22 protein-coding genes are annotated in these 22,728 nt (G+C 37.3%); 4 read left to right on the plus strand and 18 right to left on the minus strand.

Going from position 1 to position 22,728, the window contains the following annotated elements; all coding sequences use genetic code 11:
* Nucleotides 1–58: 58 nt before the first annotated feature.
* The 13 genes from BMS_RS12860 to BMS_RS12920 form a co-directional block, all read right to left on the minus strand.
* Complete coding sequence (locus BMS_RS12860) at nt 59–1,516, minus strand: TolB-like translocation protein (RefSeq protein WP_014245255.1); 1,458 nt, start codon at nt 1,514–1,516, stop codon at nt 59–61.
* Nucleotides 1,516–2,211 (minus strand): thioredoxin family protein, encoded by a 696-nt coding sequence (locus BMS_RS12865; RefSeq protein WP_014245256.1) that lies wholly within the window; start codon nt 2,209–2,211, stop codon nt 1,516–1,518. The genes BMS_RS12860 and BMS_RS12865 overlap by 1 nt, the downstream gene beginning before the upstream one ends.
* 61 nt (nt 2,212–2,272) lie before the next feature.
* Nucleotides 2,273–2,605 (minus strand): hypothetical protein, encoded by a 333-nt coding sequence (locus BMS_RS12870; RefSeq protein WP_157868286.1) that lies wholly within the window; start codon nt 2,603–2,605, stop codon nt 2,273–2,275.
* Nucleotides 2,606–2,798: 193 nt separating this feature from the next.
* Nucleotides 2,799–3,389: a hypothetical protein gene (locus BMS_RS12875; protein ID WP_044557605.1), complete on the minus strand. Its 591-nt coding sequence runs from the start codon at nt 3,387–3,389 to the stop codon at nt 2,799–2,801.
* A gap of 132 nt (nt 3,390–3,521) precedes the next feature.
* Entirely contained in the window at nt 3,522–4,253 is a 732-nt protein-coding gene (locus BMS_RS12880) for a hypothetical protein (protein WP_014245259.1), read from the minus strand.
* A 90-nt stretch (nt 4,254–4,343) separates the two neighbouring features.
* Nucleotides 4,344–5,351 carry a hypothetical protein gene (locus BMS_RS12885; RefSeq protein ID WP_157868287.1) on the minus strand — a complete coding sequence of 336 codons (1,008 nt, stop codon included), beginning with the start codon at nt 5,349–5,351 and terminating at the stop codon, nt 4,344–4,346.
* A gap of 462 nt (nt 5,352–5,813) precedes the next feature.
* Nucleotides 5,814–6,032 carry a hypothetical protein gene (locus BMS_RS12890; RefSeq protein WP_044557608.1) on the minus strand — a complete coding sequence of 73 codons (219 nt, stop codon included), beginning with the start codon at nt 6,030–6,032 and terminating at the stop codon, nt 5,814–5,816.
* Between the two features lie 257 nt (nt 6,033–6,289).
* Nucleotides 6,290–7,453, minus strand: coding sequence for a chorismate-binding protein (locus BMS_RS12895; protein WP_014245261.1), 1,164 nt, complete (start codon nt 7,451–7,453; stop codon nt 6,290–6,292).
* A gap of 2 nt (nt 7,454–7,455) precedes the next feature.
* Nucleotides 7,456–8,799 carry a replicative DNA helicase gene (dnaB, locus tag BMS_RS12900; RefSeq protein WP_014245262.1) on the minus strand — a complete coding sequence of 448 codons (1,344 nt, stop codon included), beginning with the start codon at nt 8,797–8,799 and terminating at the stop codon, nt 7,456–7,458.
* Between the two features lie 98 nt (nt 8,800–8,897).
* Complete coding sequence (gene rplI / locus BMS_RS12905; protein WP_014245263.1) at nt 8,898–9,521, minus strand: 50S ribosomal protein L9; 624 nt, start codon at nt 9,519–9,521, stop codon at nt 8,898–8,900.
* Nucleotide 9,522: 1 nt separating this feature from the next.
* Entirely contained in the window at nt 9,523–10,581 is a 1,059-nt protein-coding gene (locus tag BMS_RS12910) for a DUF2232 domain-containing protein (protein ID WP_014245264.1), read from the minus strand.
* 20 nt (nt 10,582–10,601) lie between these two features.
* Complete coding sequence (gene rpsR, locus BMS_RS17685; protein ID WP_014245265.1) at nt 10,602–11,225, minus strand: 30S ribosomal protein S18; 624 nt, start codon at nt 11,223–11,225, stop codon at nt 10,602–10,604.
* Between the two features lie 152 nt (nt 11,226–11,377).
* Nucleotides 11,378–11,989, minus strand: coding sequence for an LON peptidase substrate-binding domain-containing protein (locus BMS_RS12920; protein ID WP_014245266.1), 612 nt, complete (start codon nt 11,987–11,989; stop codon nt 11,378–11,380).
* A 130-nt stretch (nt 11,990–12,119) separates the two neighbouring features.
* Here BMS_RS12920 and BMS_RS12925 point away from each other — a divergent pair, with 130 nt between their 5' ends.
* Nucleotides 12,120–12,785 (plus strand): winged helix-turn-helix domain-containing protein, encoded by a 666-nt coding sequence (locus tag BMS_RS12925; RefSeq protein WP_014245267.1) that lies wholly within the window; start codon nt 12,120–12,122, stop codon nt 12,783–12,785.
* Here BMS_RS12925 and BMS_RS12930 read toward each other — a convergent pair.
* The 3 genes from BMS_RS12930 to BMS_RS17115 form a co-directional block, all read right to left on the minus strand.
* Complete coding sequence (locus tag BMS_RS12930; protein WP_014245268.1) at nt 12,782–14,362, minus strand: Rne/Rng family ribonuclease; 1,581 nt, start codon at nt 14,360–14,362, stop codon at nt 12,782–12,784. The genes BMS_RS12925 and BMS_RS12930 overlap by 4 nt on opposite strands.
* Before the next feature lie 18 nt (nt 14,363–14,380).
* Nucleotides 14,381–15,601: a NupC/NupG family nucleoside CNT transporter gene (locus tag BMS_RS12935; protein ID WP_014245269.1), complete on the minus strand. Its 1,221-nt coding sequence runs from the start codon at nt 15,599–15,601 to the stop codon at nt 14,381–14,383.
* A gap of 93 nt (nt 15,602–15,694) precedes the next feature.
* Nucleotides 15,695–16,126 carry a hypothetical protein gene (locus BMS_RS17115; RefSeq protein ID WP_014245270.1) on the minus strand — a complete coding sequence of 144 codons (432 nt, stop codon included), beginning with the start codon at nt 16,124–16,126 and terminating at the stop codon, nt 15,695–15,697.
* A gap of 118 nt (nt 16,127–16,244) precedes the next feature.
* Between BMS_RS17115 and BMS_RS12945 the strand changes: the two genes are divergently transcribed.
* From BMS_RS12945 to BMS_RS12955, 3 genes are all read left to right on the plus strand, one after another.
* Nucleotides 16,245–17,594 carry a thymidine phosphorylase gene (locus BMS_RS12945; RefSeq protein ID WP_014245271.1) on the plus strand — a complete coding sequence of 450 codons (1,350 nt, stop codon included), beginning with the start codon at nt 16,245–16,247 and terminating at the stop codon, nt 17,592–17,594.
* Nucleotides 17,595–17,609: 15 nt separating this feature from the next.
* Entirely contained in the window at nt 17,610–18,428 is an 819-nt protein-coding gene (locus tag BMS_RS12950) for a purine-nucleoside phosphorylase (protein WP_014245272.1), read from the plus strand.
* Between the two features lie 107 nt (nt 18,429–18,535).
* Entirely contained in the window at nt 18,536–19,852 is a 1,317-nt protein-coding gene (locus BMS_RS12955; RefSeq protein ID WP_014245273.1) for a 3'-5' exonuclease, read from the plus strand.
* On the opposite strand, the gene BMS_RS12960 is transcribed toward BMS_RS12955, so the two are convergent.
* Together BMS_RS12960 and xseA are read right to left on the minus strand one after the other, a co-directional pair.
* Entirely contained in the window at nt 19,849–21,369 is a 1,521-nt protein-coding gene (locus BMS_RS12960; protein ID WP_014245274.1) for a histidine kinase dimerization/phospho-acceptor domain-containing protein, read from the minus strand. The two genes, BMS_RS12955 and BMS_RS12960, sit on opposite strands and share 4 nt — an antisense overlap.
* On the minus strand, nt 21,366–22,655 hold the full coding sequence (gene xseA / locus BMS_RS12965) for an exodeoxyribonuclease VII large subunit (RefSeq protein ID WP_014245275.1): 1,290 nt from the start codon (nt 22,653–22,655) through the stop codon (nt 21,366–21,368). The genes BMS_RS12960 and xseA overlap by 4 nt, the downstream gene beginning before the upstream one ends.
* Nucleotides 22,656–22,728 lie beyond the last annotated feature (73 nt).

Below are 22,728 nucleotides of genomic sequence, written 5' to 3' on the forward strand. Positions count from 1 at the left end.
TGTATTTTCGCTATGATAGGATTTACCTAGTGAGGACCGAGCAAAAAGCTCGGCTTTCCTAGAGAGATTTGAAGTATTCAGTGAATTCCTTCTTCTCTTCCTTAGTCAACTCTCCCCCTAGAGGCATTCTATAACTAGGGTCATTAGAGTTTATCCTCTTAAGAATTTCATCTTTGTGAGACTTTACTTTTTCTTTATCAAAGAATGGAATGTTCTCTTGATGGCAAATCATGCACTTCACCTTTACCATCTTTTTGAACTTATCTTTTGTATTTGAAACTCTAGGTCTTTTAATTTCAGACTTCTTTAGAGCGTCACACATAAGAGACACTTCTCTATCCCCTGTGGCCTTGGCAATCTGTCTACATAGCTCATCAGGCATATTAAGCATCATAACTTTACTTCCACCTGAGTTATTACCAGTCCAATCAGTACAAACACTCTTCCAAAGATCTGCAAGGTTTTCTAGAGAGCGATCAAAGTCATCCCCTTCAAAACAGCTTCTTGCAACCTCAATAGATTTTGGAACAACCTTAGGAACTTCCTTGATTACAAAAGATAACTTCCCACTTGTTTGATCAAGATAAACGACTTTATCGTCTTCTAAGAATACAGGGTAATAAGAATTCCCTCTTTGATTTTGAGTTACTGGGGTAATAGACTTTGTCTCCCTATCATAGACAAAGACATTTCTAACTTCATGTCTATTATCAAATGTAGGTGGCATTTGAACTTCTGAAGACCTTGGACCAGAACGTGAAACCTTCTCCGTCACGTGAAAGACTAGCTTCTTTCGATCATTACTAAAATCAACTTTTCCAGAAGGGAAATCTAATCTTTCAATTTCCTTTGCCCCTGTTCCATCATCATTAATTCTGTAGATAACAGTTTGATTTGTTTCTATATCAAGACTCGCAAATTCCTTACCATCTTTGGATATCATAGGAAGTCTCATATTAGGAAATTTCTGTTGGTTATCATTACGATTTGCACTAAAGCTTCCATTACTGGTAAGAGTGTAGTCTTTAAGACTAATACTTGCAGCTCTCTCATCATAGCTTAAGACACGGTATTTATTTCCACCTAACGTTCCAACACTTTGATACGTTCTTTCAGTATTAGTATCTACAGTTACTTTTTCATAATTAATCTTTCCAAAGAATCCCCTGGAAATATCCCAGTTCTCCATTGGCATAAGGTTCAAGCTCCAATTTTTCCTACCTGAAACTCTCCAATTAATTGACGTCATAATCTTCCCATCAATACTTGGAACAGGGTCAGCTGAACCTGGCAATAGAAGCTCTTCTCCATTTGTAGTGTCTAATCTCCAATTCTTATGACCTCCAATATAATAAATATATCTTCCATCAGGTGAAGTCTTAAAGAAGTAATTGGGAGTATACATAGGAGTGATTCTTCTAATTATTTTATCTTCATTTAAATTACATAAATTCTTATCTACTTGGGCCATTGAATTAAATGAAAGCAGGAGAATTGGAACTAAAGCTATTTTCATTAAATCTCTCCCAAGTATTTCTTAATTAAGTCCTGCAGTGACTTCTTCCCATTGAAGCCCGGAACACGTTTAACCAACTCACCATCCTTATAAAAAATTGTACTTGGATAATGGATCGTGGCCCCAAAGTTTTCCAATTTGCGTGAATTCATTCTCTTTAAGTACTCAAGCGGGAGATCATATTTTTGAAGTGATTTATTAGCGAAATCAATATCAGCATTGAGGTCCAATAAAATTGTCACCGGAATTTTCAGAGAAGAGAGGTATTTCTTCATTTCCACTAGCTCGTAGACAGAAAGAGACATGTGGGGAGACCATAGATAAATAACTCCCCTCTTTTCTTTCTTAAGAAGCTGATCTAAGTCTCGGTCTAAGAAGCCTCCGCTAGACGAAGATATCTTCAAGACTTTCATCTTACAATCAGGCTCAGAGAACTCTAGTTTAAGGAGGAGCCCATTTTGGTTAGACGTCAAAGTCGACTTACTCTTCTCGACATCAATTGTAACACTTCCTCCGCCTTCAAAGTCAGAGCTAACACTTGCATCTAAGTTCTTCTTCCATTCCTTTGGCTCTCCCAATGAGGAGACGGCTCCCAGAACGCTATTAGTGCATCTTAATTTATTTAAAAAAGGTGCCTTTTTTTGAGCAAAAATAGGCATAGATATTAGAAATGACAGGGCGATAATTATCTTCATTTGATAATTATAGACGATCTCGTTGCAGTTCTCTAGGTAGGTTAAAACCTACCCATTAGCTCTAGATACTACAATTTGCCGTTTCAAAGTTCACGTCAAACGCATTAGCAGTCTGAGATAACTCTATAGAATCACTAACAGAAGCCAACTTTAACAAGTTCCCCTTCTGTGTTTTAAAGAAGATTCCATCTCTAGACTTAGAAACAACTTCTAGCAAATGAGAAGTCTGGCTCTCCTTAGTCGTCACTGTTGCCTTAGCATCAGTTCCGCTTAAAAACTCCAACTTGATTTTACTTCCATTTGCATGGGCATTTTCACACTCTACAACACTCCCCTTTGCGGCCATCGCATTAAAAGAAGTCATTACAAAAAATACCCAAATTAACTTTTTCATACTATCTCCAAAAAAGTCATGATTACAGGGGCGCTTTAAACCACCACCTGCGCCCATTATAAACCCATTAGGAATTTTTTATAGGTTAAAAAAGCTTAATTTTTAGTAAAATAAATGAAGTTTATACGAGTGTTACTCGTCAAGGAATTGAAGAAGGCAGGAGAAAATTGAGTATTAGTAGGCTTGAAGCAATCTATTCATCTACGAAGTCATAGAGAAGTAAATGTTTAGGAGGTGAATAACAACCATAATCAGGATTCTTTTTTAAAATCCGAGGATTTATAGTTCCATACTTAAAGTAATTTTTAATTTTAATATAATAAGGTAAGAAGATATTATAGTAATTCACCTTATTAAATCTAAATCGAACTACTCTATCTCCGCTCTTAAAAATAACGTCAGGATAGTTCTTAAAGTATTCACTACGGCTACGACCTTCCAGAAGATTCCCTGCGAGTCTCTTCATACTTAAGCTCCTTCTATCGAGAAACCCTACTGAGGTTTTATATTGATAAGCAGTAATATCAGAATTGTGATCCCAACCTCCCCCTAGCGTCCAACCATCTGCTGGGATAAATTGTAAGTCACTTCCTTTAGGATCAAAAAATAAATTAAACTTTTCAAAGTCTGATAAAACACTGTAGACGTCAATTATCTTTACACTCTCTGGTATCTTTCCCAATAGAACAGTACCTGAGAAGTAATCCTCCTGGCAGTCATAAACAGGACCAAAACCAAAACTGTTAGAACAAAGTATCAGTAAAAATAAGGCGAGTTTCTTCACTTTGGTAACTCCCAAGCTTTAAGGTTCCAACTATTAAGGGAAAACCAATAACACTTCCCTTTAAACATTTTTCTAAAACTGCAAATTCAAATCTTTAAATAGGATTAATTATCGAGATAATCTATATCTTTGTTAGTTAAGATATTTTTCATATAAATATCTTTTATCTTTCCCGTACTCATCCTCATACATTTTCAAATAATTAAAAATTTGATATTTTTTATAACCCTTAAATCTATATTCTAACAACTTTGTGCTAATTTTTTTAGATTGATCTTCGGTAAAGCCACAAAATTCACTTAGGCTAATCTCTAGGTCAAAGCTTCTTAAACTTCCAGTTACAAGCCCACTCCACATATGAAAATTATTATCAAATGTATTCAACGTATTACTTCTTAAAGCTGTATTATGGACCTTATCTCGCACCTTTTTACTCACTTCATAAATTTCTCGCGACTTTAAAATATTGTTCGGAAAAGACCTTGAGTAAGCGGAAGTACACTCAACTAAAATATTTAAGTCATACCAATACTTCTTTAAATACTCCTCGGAAGGGTTGTGAATTAATGCCGACTGAGAATGCACAGCTGCATTATAAATCATTATCAATTCGCTCTCATTTAGATCTTTGAACTCATTATTAATATAAATCTCCACATCATCACGTATTCCATTCTTATTTCTATCTGGCCCTTTTAACGACCACATAACTTCGAACCAATTGGGAAATGATGGCTCCATATTTCCCATAAAAGTTTTTGGCTCATAAGTTAGCCACATCCTCGTGTAGTAGATAAAGTCTCTACATCGGTAAAGAGTGATCAAAAGAATGAATATAGAAAAACTAATTAGAGTTTTCTTCAATTAAAATTCCAGTTAAATATGCTTCACTAAAATTATAAACGAAGTTGATTCGAAAAATTTAAGATCAAGAAAAATTAAGGATAAGGTAGGCTATCTCCATAATTCATAATCAACAGCCCAAGGGAAAAAAGATGAGAGATAGATACAAGAGTCATCTTTCTTACCTATTACAAGGCTAGCACCTGCACTCATCTTCAGGCGAAGATATACACTACGAATTCTGTTTTTCTTAAACTCTAAACCCACTTCAAGGTTCTTTGAATCGGCCTTAAATAAATTTAAAATTCTCTCCTCTTCTTTATTTAGATAATCTTGAAAAGATGTATAATTCACACCTTCAGGTATAGCAGAGGATATCTCCTCTCGATTCTTTGTTGTTGGAAAGCCTTCATTTATAAACTCTCTTTTTGCCTCTAGATGTTTCTCCCTTCTTCTCTTATCAGAAATACATCTACTCATTTCCTTAAGTATTAGTTCACCATTTTTCTGTTTGATTATTTTCTTCAACCTATCCATATAAGAAACAATACTCTCATCTTTTAAAACAAATTTCTCAAAGATCTCTTTAGCTGATGGCCTAATTACAGCAAGCCTCTTACCTTTATAAATAACTTCGGATTCAACACTATCTGTAATCGCCTTAACTTCTCCAGGAAGTCTAAAGTAATAAGTATTTTCACCTTTTACTAAAGAAGATTTAAAGCCATAGACCTCTCCTTTATTCTCTGAGAAATATATCTTTAACTTTCCACTTGTCATTCTTCCTTTATGAATATTGTAATCACAGAAATGACTTTTACCGTATCGGTGAAAATTCATACTATACGGGTCGATATCTTTCTCTTTTAAATGCTCCTCACTTAGCTTGCAAACTGTATCATTTCCAAGTTTTATATCTCGACTTGAAAAGGAGCCTACAGGCTTCCCCCTAAGCTCTCTATTGGTAAAAAGAGAGATTCTTCCCTCAAAAGCTCTAACAAAAGAAAGAGAAGATTCTAGCCTATCTTTTATAATAAAATGTCGTACAATTTCGCCAGGGTCTCGATTATCTCCGTGGCAGCTAAAACTAAATAATAATGTTATCAAAAAATATTTCATACTATAAGTTCTCCAGTCATTCATTAACTTCACTATGTTTTAGTTTTTCTAGATCAACTAAGATTATCACGTTTAAAACTAGTCTAAACTTTTAATAGAGACTTTAAGGTTAAGATTTCTAAAGGAATAAAGATCGACGTCTTCAGTTCTTATGGCAGGTTTGCTTGCAAGTAAATCTTTGAAATATGGGGGTTAAATAGCTTCGCATCCAAACGCGACACCCGACCTCGCGCTTCCTGCGCTCGCCTGGGATTCTCAGCATCATTTTTCCATCCTGGAAAATGTAAGACCCTCTCTCGGTCGCATCATGCTCCCTCGTCAGGGTTGTTCGGCGTCATATGCCATCGTGGCATATGACGCCTCCAAAAAAAAACCCGGCCGAAGCCGGGTCCTTAATCAAGATGTCTACCCTTAAATTGAAAACAACTCCTATGTTTCCCCGCCCAAGGCTTAAGAGTGTCATCAACCTCTTACGTGATCAATTGTCGATTCCAAATAAATGGCCATCGATTCTCTAAGCTGGGACATTGAAATAGGTTCTTCGTCTAACAGTAATTCCTTTTTGATAAAATCAACTGGAAAACCTGTCATTTGTGAAAGAGTTGAAAACGAAACCATCTCTTCCGTACTGGTCGATTTTGAATTCAATTCTGCCGTTCTGGCTAAATTCTGCTGTGTCATTCCTACACTCCCTTGTACCTACTTCAGCCGTCACAATATTAAAAACTCTTATTTTTAATATTAGTATGACCTGTCCATGCCGAAGGCCCATGTTTTCTTATGGTGCATAAAAATGATACAAATCTCTTTTTCACCATGTCAAATAAATGAGGGTTCTTACAGCGAGTTGTAAGACTTTATTAGATTCTTTCAGTAACTATAAATTGTTGAATTTATAAGATTATAAGAAAAACACTCAGGTAAAAGTAGAGCGTCATTTAGAGGTTTCTTACAAAGCTATCCTTCTTAAGATGCATCTCTAGGAACTCTTCTTCGCACTTGCTAAGTAAAGTAATGCCCCCGCCAGCGTGATAGCGCATCATTTTGTCATCCATGCAAAAGTCACCCGAGCGAATATTAATGGAGGCCGCAAAAAGATCTCTATCAATCAATATTGTGCTACCGCAGTAGAAGCCTCTCTTTTCTTTCTCTAGTGAAGATAAAATTTTCACAACATTCTTCTTTGGCGCACCCGTGACACTACCGCCAGGAAACATGGCCTTCACAATTTTTAAAAGAGATGTACTCTCCCTTAGCTTTGTTTCAATTAGTGAGTATTGATGAATAATTTTTGGAACAACGAGAGGAGCACACTTTTTAATAACCCTTCCGACTTGCAGATCTATTTTAGTTAAATCATTTCTTAGAAGATCAGTAATCATATTTAACTCACCCTGATCTTTCTTAGATGATTTGAGCTTCTTAAACGACTCTCTCCAATCTTCTCCCCTAGGAAGCGTCCCTTTTATAGGCATTGTCCACAGACTCGCCTGTGGCCCTTTTAAGTCACCTTGAAAAAGACACTCAGGTGAATTACTTAGATAGAGTTTTCCTAGCTTTGGGATATATGTGGCGTGCGCATATGGAGATCGACTCTCTTTCTCTCTCCACAGTCTTGAACAAATCTCCTTAGCGGAGTGGTTCTTCTTCCACCTATAGCTAAAAGGAAAGGTTAAATTAAATTGATAAATATCCCCTCTTAGAAGATGCTCATACCCTTTATCAAATGCTGCCTTGTAATCGCGACTAGAAACAGCTCCGACGGCCTTTAACTCAAGAGAAGGTATATTCTCTATTAATGACCAAGGTTTCTTTTCTTTGTACTGAATCTCAATAGCGAGAGGATCATCTGCACCAGGACCAGAGTGGTCTAAGAGAATTTCTCCCAACTCATAGAAGAGGTGCACAACATAATTTCTCTTTTGCCTAATTTCTTCTAGAGATCCATGATCACTTTCTAAACGCTCTAAGAAGTGATCTATTTTAATATCACTTCTCTGCCCAGTTAATAGATCAATGGAATAATGACGATAGAAAACTCTTGCAAAGCTTGGAGAGGAGTATTTTACAAAACCATCCCCCATCCAAAAGATGGACCACATAATTAATGTTCGTTTTCTATATTAAAGGCCGGATTTTCAAAACTCGTATATTGACCAACCCAAGAGAGTTTAGCCGTTCCCGTTTCACCGGCTCTATTCTTACCGACGATAACCTCGGCAATACCAGGCTCTTTAGTATCTTGGTTATAATACTCGTCACGGTAAACGAACATAATGATATCCGCATCCTGCTCAATGGCACCAGACTCTCTAAGGTCACTCGTCATTGGTCTCTTATTTGGTCTCGATTCAACACCACGGTTAAGCTGAGAGAGAGCAATAACAGGACAACCCAATTCCTTTGCCATTGACTTAAGACCCCTAGACATCTCTGAAATCTGCTGTTCTCTAGATGGGTTCTTAGTGTGAGAGTTCATTAACTGAAGGTAATCAATAATTATAAGTCCAAGACCTTGCTCAGTTTTAATTTTACGACACTGGGATTGAATATCTAAAATTGTTGAGTCACCTGAATCATTTATAAAAATTGGAAATTGAGATAACTCTTGAACAGCTTTACCTATACTTCTTAGGTCAGTGTCCAAGAAATTTTTCTGTCTAATTCTCTTAGAGTCTACCTTCGCCTTTTGTGAGAGAAGTCTCATTGAAAGTTCGTTAGATAACATCTCCAGAGAGAAGATTGCAACAGGTAGCCCTGAAGTAGCACAAGCGTTTTGAGCAATATTTAGGGCCAAAGCCGTTTTCCCCATCGCAGGACGGGCAGCTAAGATAATTAATTGCCCCGGCTGCATTCCAAGAAGCATTTCATCCAATTTAGGATAGCCAGTTGGAAGTCCATTAATTTCACCTGGAACTCTTGAAGTGTCCTCTAGTTCTTTAAGATTGAGCTTCAAGCAAGAATTAAGCTTTTGCATTTTTCCAGACTTGGCTTCATTAGTAAGCTTGAAGAAAGTTGACTCTACTTCTTGAATGAAGTCCTCAGACTTACCACCGAAGTCGTAACCCATTGAGGCCACACGTTCAGCACTTCTTATAACTTCGCGCATACCAGACTTATCTTTAACGACTTTAGCGTAGTGATAAATATTGGCCGCCGAAGCTTGGTCTTCGACAATTTCCATAACAGAAGATTGTCCACCAACAGCTTCTAATTTTCCAATCTCAGTAAGTTTTGAACATACTGTTACAAAGTCAATTGGAAGACTTGCACTATTTAAATCTGCGATGGCTTCGTAAATGACTCCGTATTGAGGGTGATAAAAGTCCTCACCTTTTAATTTTAAATCACTCATCTCATCGAAAGAGTTCCCATCAATAATTAAACAACCTAGTAGAGATTTCTCCGCCAATAAGTCATGGGGTAATTGCTTAATATTATTTTCCATTGGAACCTCCAGAGATTTTACTGTCGATTTAAAATATAGGCCCAGAGAAAACTCTGGGCCCTAAATGTAGCTAGGCTACGAAACTTTGGAATAAAATCTTAAGATCTTAAGATTTTGTTGGCTTCTTCTTTAAGCTTTTCTTCTTCAGTAAGTTCTTTTACTTCAGAAGTTGCTTCTTCAGTTTCACCATTTTCTTTAGCAAGAGCGGCTGCTTCAGCTGCTGCAGCTTTCTTTCTGTCTGCATCTTCTTGCTTCTTCTTCATCTCTTCTGCTTGAGCTGGATCAAGTGTAACGTTAACTTTAAAGTTAGCTTCTACACCTTCGAATAACTTAGCTGTTACATCAAAGTTACCAATTGCTTTAATTGGGTTAGCAACAACGATCATTCTCTTTTCAACTTCAACACCTTGAGCTTCAAGTTCCTTTGCAATTTCTAAGTTAGAAACTGTTCCGAAAAGCTTTCCAGAACCAGCTACTCTTCTTACGAACTCAAGAGTGATTCCTTCTACTTTCTTAGCACTTGCAACTGCAGTAGCTTTTTGTTCTTCCATTTTCTTTGCAAGAACTTTTTGTTGGTGGTTAAGTTGCTTAGTATTAGACTCATCAGCTAATACAGCAAATCTATTTGGTAATAAATAGTTTCTAGCATAACCTTGAGAAACATTTACGATCTCACCAACATTTCCAAGAGTCTTTACTCTTTCTGTTAAGATCACTTTCATATTATATCTCCTTCATTTTATTCTTTTTTTTTAAGAACTTTCTAAAATCAATCCAAATATCCGCTATCCCTAATATAGTTACCGCTTGATAACCCATAAATATTGATAGGATAACGACAATACTTCTAAAAAATCCAAAAATGCCGTACGTATCTAGCGCATCAGAAACAATTCCAAACCCTTGGAAGAAATAAAAGATTCCTAGAGAGTAAACAATATTCCATCCAATTGTTTCCATTAACTGACTTTCAAAAACAAAACTTCCAAGAGGAATTAATGCCATTGCTAAAATCAGTCCGTAAACAAATTGTTCAGGAACCTTAAAGCGAACTAAGTCTTTCATCTTGTAAGGATAATCGTAGAATTGACGCCAGATAAGTGAGTTTCTCATCAGCATAAATTGCGATATCCATAAAAAGAAGAAAGTTCCAACAAACGTCACTGCGAATGTCATTCTTAGAACTAAAATTGCTACTTCTTTTGGCTTATCAATTATAAACTTCATGGCCTCGGCTTGTTCACCGCCTTCAGCTAGAAAATTATCAAATCCCTTACTTGCCTTTAAACTATCTCCAACCTGGACGACTGTATCAGTAAACATGTCCACAGTTGTTTTTCCAGATAGCATAACAAGTAAACCAAATAATAGAGCTAAAACTGTAAAAACTGAAAAACCATTCTTTAGAAGGGCCGATACTGGGTTTTGCTTATTCCACACAACTCTTGCAGTTAAAAAAGCTACAATTGAAGTGACCACAAAGTAGAGGCTCATCATTCTTGTTCCCTCTAAAGAAGAAACTAAGAAAGAAGCTCCAACAATAACAGCAATAGTTGCTGCGATGAGGCCAAATGTCTTTCCCTTACCATAAAGTAAAAAGGCAATACAAAGTGGAATTGGTGCAAAAACAATTAAAGGACCTGCCACAGATAATAATAACGAGATCACTGCTAGGAAAACTAATTTCCCAATAGTCAGTTGACCAAAAACCTTCTCCTTAGACTTCTGTTCAGAACCCTGAGATGTTTTTAAATAGTTGTTATCATCGTTGTGATTTGTCATTTTACAATTAAAACCAATTCTTATTCAGCTAAGCTATTTGTAATGTGACTTACAACACCCATGTTTCTCGCTCTCTTAATTGCTGTATCAGCAAGTCTGTGAGCTTTACGGCTAATACCTGAAACACGACCTGGATTAATTTTTCCAAACTCGTTGATTAACCATGCATAAGTTTTTGGGTCTTTCCAATCTGGTGTAATGTTGTTTGCAGCAAACCAACAAGACTTTCTTCTTGAGAATCTCTTCTTATCTTTTTCAAGATCAGAATCAGAATCATTTTCATCAAGGATTGAACCGTTGAATTTCTTAGAAAAAGGTGACTTGAATTTCTTAGCAATCTCAGTACCTTGCTCAGCAGTCTCACCAACTTTAACAATCATTTTCTTAAGAATTGATTCGTTGATTTTTAGACGTCTTTCGATTTCTAAGTTAACAGCACCGTTACCAGAGTAGATGAAGTAAAGGTAGTGACCTGTTCTTACACCTTTTGATGTCGCTTGTGCGAAGTGCTTGTTACCCCAGTCATCAGTTAAAAATACTTCACCAGCATTTGCACCAACAACTTCAGTAACCATTGCTTGAAGAGCAGCTCTTTGCTCCTCAGTAGTTTCCGTCTTAGCCACTATGGCCAATTCATAAATCATAAAAACCTCCCGGACAATTTATGGCCCCACCTAACTAATGATGGAGCGAGATTTACGCAAAAATGTTTCGAAAAGATAACAAAAAAGCGAGCAAAGGTAAATGGCCAAAGAACTTTCTTTAGCAATTATAAGTATCTAATTTTAAAGGAATTCTAACTATTGAAGATCAAATATTGAATCTTTTCATTAATATCGTCCATCTCCAGCAAAAGCTGCTTCGTTTCAGGGGATTCCACCAATAATTCAATATAGAGACCAACCACTCTCTCGGGTTGCGTCAAACAAGGTTTTAAATGATCTTTTTGGCACTCAAGCTTTACCATCTTTCCCACCCATTTTTCAAGTTTCGTCTTGAGTCTGCGCAGAAGTAAAATATTTTCGGCCTTAAGCTCTTGAACACTTGCCTTGGGAGTAAATTCACATACCAAGTAGGGAGTCCCCTCGTCGAGAACTTCCATAATAGTGCCGCGCAGGGTTCCCGTGAGCAGAATAACCATTGTGCCGTCGCTACATTCTTGAACAATCTCAGGCACTCCCATACAAACAGTCTTACGTACATAGCTATGATGTTCATGAACAATTGCAGTGGATTCACTGGCCAGCGAGTCTTCGCTATGGGCAAAGGCCAGGGCAATGGGAATATTCTTTTCAATTGAATCCTTAACCATCTCTAAATACCTTGGCTCGAAGATATTCAGCGGCTTTCGAGTTCCCTCTTGCAAGGAAATTTTCGACAATGGAAAAAGATAAGCTTTATTTGGCATCTGCGAATAATAATAGTCTCTGTAAAACTAATCAAGTCCTAGTACGAATGTCTTAGACAAAACCTAAGGAGGGCCAAACATCAAGATAACTTAAGTTTGCACAATTTCAATCTCTACTTATTATTCTTATATGAATTATGACTTCGATATTTATCTACTCGGACTACCTATAGCTATCGTTAAGCTAATTGGAGATTCCTTAGAGTCTAAATTCACATTAAAAGTAGATGCCCAAGACAAGCATGATCTTGAGCTTGAAAAGAAGCCTATTCTCATTATCTACAATCAGGCCATTCAAAGAAGGGTGAATGAGTTTAGACAGAACTATTCACTCGAGGGCATTCCAACAATTGCTTATATTGACTCAGTTAAGAGAGGCCGCCAAAAGAAGATTAGATCTCTTGAAAATGGTGCCGACGACGTTCTAGACTATGAAATGAGTTTTGAAGAGAAGTTAGTTCGCATCAATAAATTGATACAACTCTACTTGAAGAGAAATAAAATGCTTATTTGTCTCAATGACTTTATTTTAGATAAGAATTGTCAGCGTGGCTTCTTTCAAAAGAAAAATCTCAATCTCTCACCTATTGAATTTAATATTCTCTTTGCACTTTTTGAAAATTTAAAAGTTTCCATCTCCAAAGAAAAGCTCACTCGCCTAATATGGAACTCAACTCAAACGAGTAAACTAAACTCACATATAACAAATACAAAGAAGAAATTGGCCCAAACTCCTCTTGAGATTTCTTTCAAAAAAGAGATGGGCTATTCGATAAAATTTAAAGAAGTGAATTAATACTCTTGCGAGAAAATTTCGTATTGCTCAATATGATAATTATTCTCTGATCTAATTTGCAGAGATTTACCATAACCCTCTTCAAGGTTTTCAATAAGATCTAAATCGTCGCCACACAGTCTTGCTGTAACTTCAGGGTGAGCATAAATATAGACCTTTGAGCCTGTGGATTTATTTAATACTTTTAAAAGTTCACGAATCAATTCGTAACAAACAGTTAGAGTCGACTTAACTCTCCCCGTCCCTTCACAATATGGACATGGCTCACAGAGAACTCTTGTTAGCGTGTCTCTCGTTCTCTTTCTAGTCATTTCGACTAGGCCAAGTCCTGAGATAGGAAGAACATTTGTTTTTGAACGATCTTTTTTAAGGGCTTCGATAAGAAGATTATAAACCGTTTCTCTATGCTCTTCTTTTTCCATATCGATGAAATCGATAATAATAATCCCACCACAATTTCTAAGTCTTAATTGGTAAGCGATTTCTTTAACCGCCTCCATATTAGTTCGAAGGATTGTTTCTTCGAGATTCTTGCGACCAACAAATTTTCCAGTGTTCACATCAATAGAGACAAGAGCTTCGGTTTGATCAATATTCAAAGACCCACCAGAGCGCAGGTAAACCTTATTACTAATCCCTCTTTCGATCTCCATATCTACGCCAAATTTTTCAAAAATAGGAGTTGTATCATCGTAGAGCACTGTTTTCCCTTTCATTGAAGGTAGGTACTTTGATGTAAACTTCTCAACTTCTTTTTGATTATCTTTGGAGTCGATAATAATTTCAGAAACATCTTCGTCTGTAATATCTCTTAAGAGTCTTTGAATAAAACTCAAGTCTCTATAACAGACAGTGGAAGGCTTAGATTTCTCCGCCTTCTTTTGAACATCTTTCCAAATCTTAACAAGCATATTGTAATCAGATTTAAGAGTTCTATAACTCTGTCCCTCGGCAACAGTTCTAGCGATAACACCCTTACCTTCTGGTCTAATGGTATCTAAAATTTCACGCAATCTCTCGCGCTCACCTTCATTTTCAATTCTTCTTGAAACACCTGTGTGCTCAATGAATGGCATGAAAACGACATGTCTTCCCGCTAGAGTGATCTGTCTTGTAACCCTTGGCCCCTTTGTTGAAATAGGCTCTTTAGCAACTTGAACTAAAATTTCCTGACCCTCTTTTAAGAAAGTCTCTATCGTTGCATGCTCAGGGCGAAAGCGCATATTTACCGATTCATTGAGAGTTGAAAATTCATCGGGAATAACTTCCCCTACTCTCTCTTGTGACTCAATCATCTTGCGCGTTTTTTCGGCCATCTCTCTCTGCTCTTGCAGAGTAGGAATATAGGCGTCATCTACATAGAGAAATGCGGCCTTTTCCCAACCAATATCAACAAAAGCAGATTGCATCCCAGGTAAGACTCGCAGAACGCGCCCTTTAAAAATATCTCCAACTTGTGGAACTTTATCCTCACCTTCAGTTGTTCTCTCCATTAGGAAGTCTAAGATTTCTCCATTGAGAACTAATGCCGCTCTACACTCGTTTAGAGTTTGATTGATAATTAATTGTTTACCCATAGTAATCCTTACTCTCTTTTATAAGAACATACCTGCAACTGCTGCGGTCATTAAACAAGCTAGAGTTCCTCCGATCATAGACTTGACTCCAAGTTCGGCCAGATCTTTTCTTCTATCTGGTGCGAGGACTCCAATCCCGCCAACTTGAATGGCAATGGAGCTAAAGTTTGCAAAACCACAAAGGGCATAAGTTGAAATAATAATTGCGCGCTCTGAAAGAGCACCTTCACTCATGGCCTTAGTTAAATCTAGATATGCTACAAATTCATTTAAAATCATTTTCTTACCTAGGAGACTTCCCACAATTTGACAGTCTGCCCATGGAACACCTAGGAGCCACGCCACTGGCGCGAAGAGGTATCCAGAAATAAGCTCCATAGAGAGCTCAGGATAGTTAAACCAACCACCCACGAACGAAAGGATACCATTAAACATAGCGATGAGAGCGATGAAGGCCAAGAGCATGGCGCCTACATTTAAGGCAAGCTTTAAACCTTCACTGGCTCCGTGTGCTGCCGCATCTACTAAATTCGTCGTTTCTTTTTCAATTTCTAATTTAAGGTCCCCGTGAGTTTGTGAAGATTCTGTTTCAGGGACAAGTAGTTTTGCACAAACAAGTGCAGCTGGTGCAGACATTACAGAGGCTGCCAATAAATGAGCAGCATCGACACCAAAACCAACATAAGCGGCTAAAACCCCACCAGCAACAGTGGCCATACCACCAGTCATCAAGGCCATTAATTCAGACTTTGTCATCTTTGAAATAAAGGGTCTAATGACAAGTGGTGCTTCTGTTTGACCAGCAAAGACATTAGCTGCTGCCGCAAGAGATTCCCCACCTGAAGTTCCCATCACCTTAACCATTATCTTGGCCATAAATCGAATTACGACTTGCATAACTCCCAAGTGATAGAGAATAGACATTAGTGCACTCATAAAGAGAATAGTAGGAAGAACTTGAACGAAGAAAATAAAACCAAACTTCTCAACACCTGTCAGACTTCCAAAAATAAATTTTGAACCTTCATTAGTGTAAGCTAAAATTCCAGTAAAGAATGTTCTCGCATATTCAAAGAAACCCTTACCAAAGCTCGTCTTTAAGATGATGAGTCCTAGGAAGATTTGTAGGCCAATTCCCGAGGCGACTGTTCGCCAACAAACTTTCTTTTTATTCGTACTCAATAAGTACGCAGCAAAAAGCATTAACAAAAGGCCGAAAAAGGAAATGAATCTTTCCATAGTAATCTACTCCATCATTAGTTTGGATAGACTTTAGCAAAGCGAAGAGGATATGGGAACTCTTCGCAAAGCAGCAAACAAAGAAAAAATTAATTAAAACGAGAAGTTGTAACTAAAAGTAGGAATGGATTTAGCTTGAGATTGAAATTTCTTTTGAATCTGAGACTTTTGCCAGGCCACGCGTCTAGCTGTAGAGAACTCTTCACTTGAGTTCATACCGTGAGACTCAATCACTCCCTTACTCTTCGTCGCTTGTTGCCAAGCAACAATTCCAACACCGGCGATAATCCCAATAGCTCCACCTACAAGAATATTCTTTAAGTGATCCTTAGGCTCTTCAGTGAATGAAAGAGTTGAAAGTCCAAGTATTGCCCCACCAAGACCAATTGCAGCAACTGTTGTTAAGTCTCCAACTGACTCTTGCAGGATCGAAGACTCTCCCTCTTGTGCCATTGCGCTAGGAGCTAAGGACAGAGAAAAAGCCGTCATTAGTATTAAAAACATTTTATTAAATTTATTGAACATTAAAACCACCTTAATCGGGCATTTACAGTTAAAGGCCCGGCGAATATGATGTTGTTTCCTTTCTTTTAAGAAAGTTACATATATAACGATGCTTTTTTTTTAATAATGAGTCAAGTACATGAAAAATCTCGAAACAAATTTAAATTACTCCGCCTACGATATTATCGCCAAGAAAAGGGACGGAAAAACATTAACAGATACTGAAATCAAGTGGTTCATCGCAGGTGTGACTAATAAGTCCATCACAGACTACCAGATGAGTGCCCTTCTAATGGCCATCTACATCAAAGGTTTTGATAAGGCCGAGACTGCATCTCTTACAGATGCGATGCTCTTTTCAGGTTCTACAATCTCTTTTGAAGGGGTCGATGTTATCGACAAGCACAGTACAGGTGGTGTCGGAGACAAGGCTTCATTCATTCTCGCGCCTATTGCCCACGCGGCAGGTGTAAAAGTTCCTATGATGGCCGGGAGAGGTCTAGGTCACACAGGTGGAACCATCGATAAGGTTGAGTCAATTAAAGGATTTAAAACTTCCCTATCACTGGAAGAATTTAAAAAGGCCGTAGACAAGAATCGAATGGCCCTCATTGGTCAAACAGGAGAAATTGCTCCGGCCGATAAGAAAATTTACGCTCTAAGAGATGTTACTGCCACTGTCGATAGTATTCCTCTCATCACTGCTTCTATTATGAGTAAGAAACTCGCAGAAGGGGCCAACGGAATAGTCATGGATATCAAGACAGGTTCTGGCGCATTTATGAAAACTCGTCAAAAGGCCAAGGCGCTTGGCAAGAGTCTTCGCGACACGGCGACTCGCTTTGATAAGAAGATGCTTACAATGATTACTGATATGAACCAACCTCTTGGTGAAGCTGTCGGTAATAGTTTAGAGATCATTGAAAGTATTGAAGTTCTAAAGAACAAAGGTCCAAAAGATATTACTGATATTTCAGTGGAACTTGCTGGAGCGATGATTTACTTAGCAGAAATTACAAAGACACATAAGGCCGGAATAAAGAAGGCCAAGGAAGTTCTAAAAAATGGTAAGGCACTTGAAAGCTTCAGAGAGCTCATACGCCTACAGGGTGGAGATCACAAGGTTGTCGACGACTACTCAAGATTACCATTAGCAAAGAATACCAAAGAGGTCCTCGCCACGAAATCTGGTTATATCTCAAGTATTGCCTGCCAAGAATTTGGAGAGCACGTAGTGACTCTAGGCGGAGGAAGAAAGAAGACCGAAGATCTCATCGACTTTGGTGTTGGATTCATTGTCCATAAATGTGTCGGTCAAAAAGTTAAGAAGGGCGAGAAGCTCGTTACTATTTATTACAATAATGACCAAGCTGAAATTGTAAAAAATATTGAAGAAGAAATACTAACTAAGAATATCAAAATTAAAGATGCAAAGCCTAAGGTTATCAAGCCATTGATTTATGAAATTGATGAGAACCCTCTTTGTTAAAACTGGAAGAAAATTATGTATGAGAAATTAGCTACAGCTGCGGCCCATATTCAAAAAGTTAAACCTTGTAGTCCTAAAGTAGGAGTTGTACTTGGGTCTGGTCTCGGAGACTTCGTTGATCAAATCGAAGATAAAACAATCATCTCTTATGATGATATTCCTTTCTTCCACAAGACTACTGTTGAAGGTCATGCTGGAAAATTGATCCTTGGAAAGATTGGCAATACTGAGATCGCTGCTCTTCAAGGAAGGTTCCACTCTTATGAAGGACTAGAGATGGATGATGTAGTCTTTCCAACAAGACTCTTATCAACTCTTGGTGTAGACACTTTAATCCTTACCAATGCCGCAGGTGGAATCAATACTAATTATCAAGCAGGTGATCTTGTCGTTATTGAAGATCATATTAATATGACAGGTAATAATCCACTAGTTGGGCCAAATATTAAAGAAATGGGTCCACGCTTTCCTGATATGTCTAAGGCCTATCACCCAGAGCTAAGAGAAATTATCTTAAAGAGTGCTGAAAAACTTGGTTACACAATGCAAACAGGAATCTATGCAGGAGTTCTTGGACCAACTTATGAAACACCGGCCGAAGTGAGAATGCTTAGAACACTTGGAGCTGATGTTGTAGGAATGAGTACAGTTCCTGAGTGTATTGCTGCCAATCATATTGGTATGAAAGTTTGTGGAATTAGTTGTGTGACAAATATGGCCTCAGGTATCGAAAATGTTGAACTAAAGCATGAAGATATTAAAGATGAAGCCCTTAGAGTCATGGAAAAGTTTACGAGCATACTTAAAGAAACTGTTAAAACAATAGGCGCATAATTTAAGGGGGGAGTATATTCCCCCTATTCTAATTAGCGTAACTTATTTAAAATATTTATTATTATTTACCCTTTTCAACCCGAGCGAATGTTCGGCGAAGGTCATCCATGTCAGAAGCTTTTGAATTAATAAATAATCTCGAATTTTGTGTCTTTGATTTAGAAACCACAGGTGGAAATCACAAGAGCGATAAAATCATAGAAATTGGTTTAGTTAAAATTAAAAACTTTGAAGTTATTGATCAAAAGAACTATCTCATTCAACCCGAAATTAAGATTCCTGAATTTATTCAAAAGCTGACGAGCATAAAAGAGGAAGACGTCAAAGACTCCCCCGTTATTGAAGATGTCATTGATGAAATCTTGAAATTTATGGGAGACTCAATTCTTGTTGCACACAATACAAGTTTTGATGTTCCCTTTTTTAACTCTGTTCTAAAAAGACTCGGTAAGCCTCAGCTAAAGAATAAAAGTCTTTGTACAAACCTAATGACAAAGTACCTCATTCCAAATTTGATGAACTCAAATCTAAACTATATGAGTAAGATTTTTGGAATTAAGCATAAGAAGGCCCATAGAGCACTTGATGATGCTTTGGCCACTGCTGAGTTACTACTTATTTACTTAAAGATTTATATCGATAAGGGAATCACAAAAATTAATCACCTCTACTACCCTAGAGGTCGCTATGAATTAGATAGGGCCAACTTCAAGTCAGACGATAATATCCAAGAGATTAGAGATAAGTTCATGTCTCTAAAGACTCCACATATTGTAACCATTAAAGGTGAAAATGGAGTGATCCTCTTTGCTCTACCTTGTAATAATACTGATAGTGAAAAGGAGTTAATTTTCTCTAAGCTAGAAGAACTGGATTGGAGAAACTTAACGATTAAATTAGTTGGTCCGTTTATTGAGGCGCTTATAAATTATAATAGCCTCTTTAATAAAATAGACTCTACCGATAAGGGAGAAGTATCTAGATTCCTTTGGAAAGAGCATCTTCCTGAGCAGAAACCGCCTCTAAAGGACGATATACGAGGTGAAAATATTCTAGGAAATAACTTTGGGGATTTTATTATTATAAATAACCTAGTCCCAGAGCAATACAATATCTATCCAATCAACGCTCTCTCTCAAAAGTCTGAGCTTGTTTTTAGATACCCTGGACACAGAAAGAAGTTAATTCAATACATCAACTCTAAATCGAATAAGTTGAGCAATAATAAATTGAAGAAAACATTTTTCAATCCACTCTTTAAACAATTTCTCGACTCTTATATTTTAAAAGAGGCGCAGGAAGGTTCTATTTTTTGCTTTAAGAAAAGTCTTCCAGCAAAGAATCAGGAAAACTTCTTCAAAGAAATGGAAGAGTATTTAAAAGAGAATCCAAATTCTTACGACTACCCAAAATATTATATTTAAAGTTTCTTTAAACTTCTTATAATAATTTTATTCTCTTTACCTTCAAGCTCTAACTCGAGAAGACTCATTAGGTGTAATAAGAGTTTTGACTTAGCGATTACATCAAATAACTTCATATACGGGTGGAAGTGCAATTGAATATCACTTCCCTCTTCAATTATTTCAATTCTAATTTGATCAAACTCACTGCTTAGAAGCTTTTGATGGTGCCCTAAAGTAAAGGCCTCACTTAAAATGAGATAGAAAATCATTGAAGAGATACTATTATTTAAATTGCGAGCAAAAGGTCTCTTCTTGTTATAATCAAAAACCATCTTCAAATTAGACTCAACCATTCTAGATCTGAGTAACTGCAATGATTGCTCAACCGAACTCTCTAGAGTATCGTTCTGAGAATTAGTTGGATCAAGCTTTGAGAATCCTAAGAAGACTTCAATCAACTTCTTACACCTCTTGGCCCCCGTTTCCATATCACTTATGAGATTCTCCGACTCTTCACCTAGATCATCTTCTAGTTTAAGAAGAGTTAAAGCGGCCAAGATTCCAGCAATAGGATTATTTAACTCATGGGCAATAGACCCTGAGATAATTCCTAATTCCTCAGATGAAATAGTCAGTCCTCCCTCACGAGTTTGGGATTCATCAGAGATAAAGATATAAGAAATATAATCTCTTCCCTTAATTCTTAGAGGAGTTTTTAGAACTTTAAAGAACTTCTCATTGCATTCAATTGTTTCATTATTTTCTAGTTTTAAACAATCACTGGCATAGAGCCCTAGTGATGAGAAGTGAGAGTTGTGAATAACCAGCTCTCCTCTAGGAGAGACGAGGCAGGTTGAAAAACTTAAACTATTTAAGATAATTTCCCAATCACTTTTAGAGTACTTCTCTAAAGTGTACTTCTCTCTTTTTTGGTCTTGATAAATAATCAAAAGTCCCAGTAATAATTTTACTTCTTCCTCAAGAACTTCTTCCCTAAAACAAAAGAAAAGAGAGCTATCTTTTGAGTGTGTCCGTAAAATACTTTTATAATTTAAAAATTCATTACCTTTTTGGAGCTCTTCTTCCGAGCAAAGAGTGATTTCAATATCAAAGTGATCGTATAGAAAGTGAATTAGTCTCTCTCGCTCTTGGACAATTGAAATATCTCCCCAAGAAGCGAGGAAGGCCAAGAAATCATTTAATGGGAAGTCCCCATAACTACTTAGCTTTGTTTTAAAGAAAGAGTTAAAGAGCTCCTTCTCCCCTTCACATAACTGTAACCACTTCTCAGTTGCAACGGACTCTTCAATTAACCTTAGAACATTTGGAATATATTTAAAGGAAAACTCAGGGATAATGATTGTTCTCTCACCTGTAGCAGAGAGATCTGTTACTATTTGCCAACCACCAAAACGAGGGTCCTCACGGCGAGAAAGTAAGAGATCAGAATCATCGCACTCTCTCCATCCGTTATTAATCATAAGTCCATTAACTTCTCTGCAATCTAAATTTGATTGGAAAGACTTAAGACTCATACTTTGCTCACCTTGTTCTTGCCGTCACTGAATTGAATATCTAACTCAGCACCACTTTCAAGTTTAGAAAACTCTTTTGAACTTGCAACAACATGCCCAGAAGAATCTGTCATATAACTATAGCCTCTCTCTAAGACATTGCTAGGATTGAGGGCCCCGAGCATATTGAATGATTTATTTACTCTGTGCTCTCGGTCCTTCAATGTTCTCTCAAGGGCCAAATTCATTCTCTTTAATGATTCATCAAGTCTTTGCCATTGTTCGTGTAGACCAAGTAATTCAAACTCCCTTTTCTCAAGTGAGCATCTAGAGAGTCTAAATTTATAGTCTTGATATAAATTCATCACTTTATTCATTAGAGCTTCTGGTCTTAGAGAATGAACTCTATCCTTCCTGGCTAAAATAATTTCACGCCCACTACTAGAGAGGTGCTTCTTAATATTTTCAAGTCTTGAAATAATTTGAGATTGCCCCTCACTGAGAATTTGTGCAGCAGCTGATGGTGTTTCACATCGAAGATCACTTACATAATCAGATATTGAGAAATCAACCTGATGTCCTACTGCACTAATAATAGGGATAGGACAATTAAAGATATCCCATGCTAGGGCCTCGTCATTAAATGCCCAGAGATCTTCTAGACTTCCGCCCCCTCTAGTAAGAACAATGACATCAACAGCATTCTCTTTATTCTCAAGTGAGTACTTAATGGTATTAAATAGAGCCTTTCTAATTGAAGCTGCTGCTCCCTCACCTTGAACAAGTGCCGGAACAACCATTACATTACTCCAAAGAGTCCTTCTCTTTGTAATGTTTAAAAAGTCCTGCAGTGCTGCACCCCTTTGAGCAGTAATTACCGCAATCTTCTTAGGCAGTGTAGGTATTTTATTTTTGTTAGAGAGATCAAAGAGGCCCTCTCCTGCTAACTTCTTCTTTAGTCTTTCAAATTCTGCCAGTAAATCACCACCAACATTGGTCTTGGTGATTCTCTTTACGATGACTTGAAATGATCCTCTCTTAGCATAGACGCCAATACCACCTATACACTGAACCTTGTCACCATTCTTTATTTCTCTAATGGCCGGGTTTCTCATAGCATCCATTTTAAAGAGACACGCAGAAAGGGCCGATGACTTATCCGATAGAGTGAAATAATAATGTCCAGATGAGGAAAGTGATAGATTCGTCACCTCTCCCTCTATTGAAACACTTCGAAACTGTCCCTCGAGAAGTCCTTTGACTTTACCAACAAGTGTAGAAACTGAATCGTACTGGATATTGCTCATGGAAAAATTCTAGCAATTTAGTTTGGATATGCAAATTTTAGAAGAGAAAAAGCGCCGATAAAGAAGCTATCGA

It is taken from the genome of Halobacteriovorax marinus SJ (genome assembly GCF_000210915.2).
Lineage (GTDB): Bacteria > Bdellovibrionota > Bacteriovoracia > Bacteriovoracales > Bacteriovoracaceae > Halobacteriovorax > Halobacteriovorax marinus.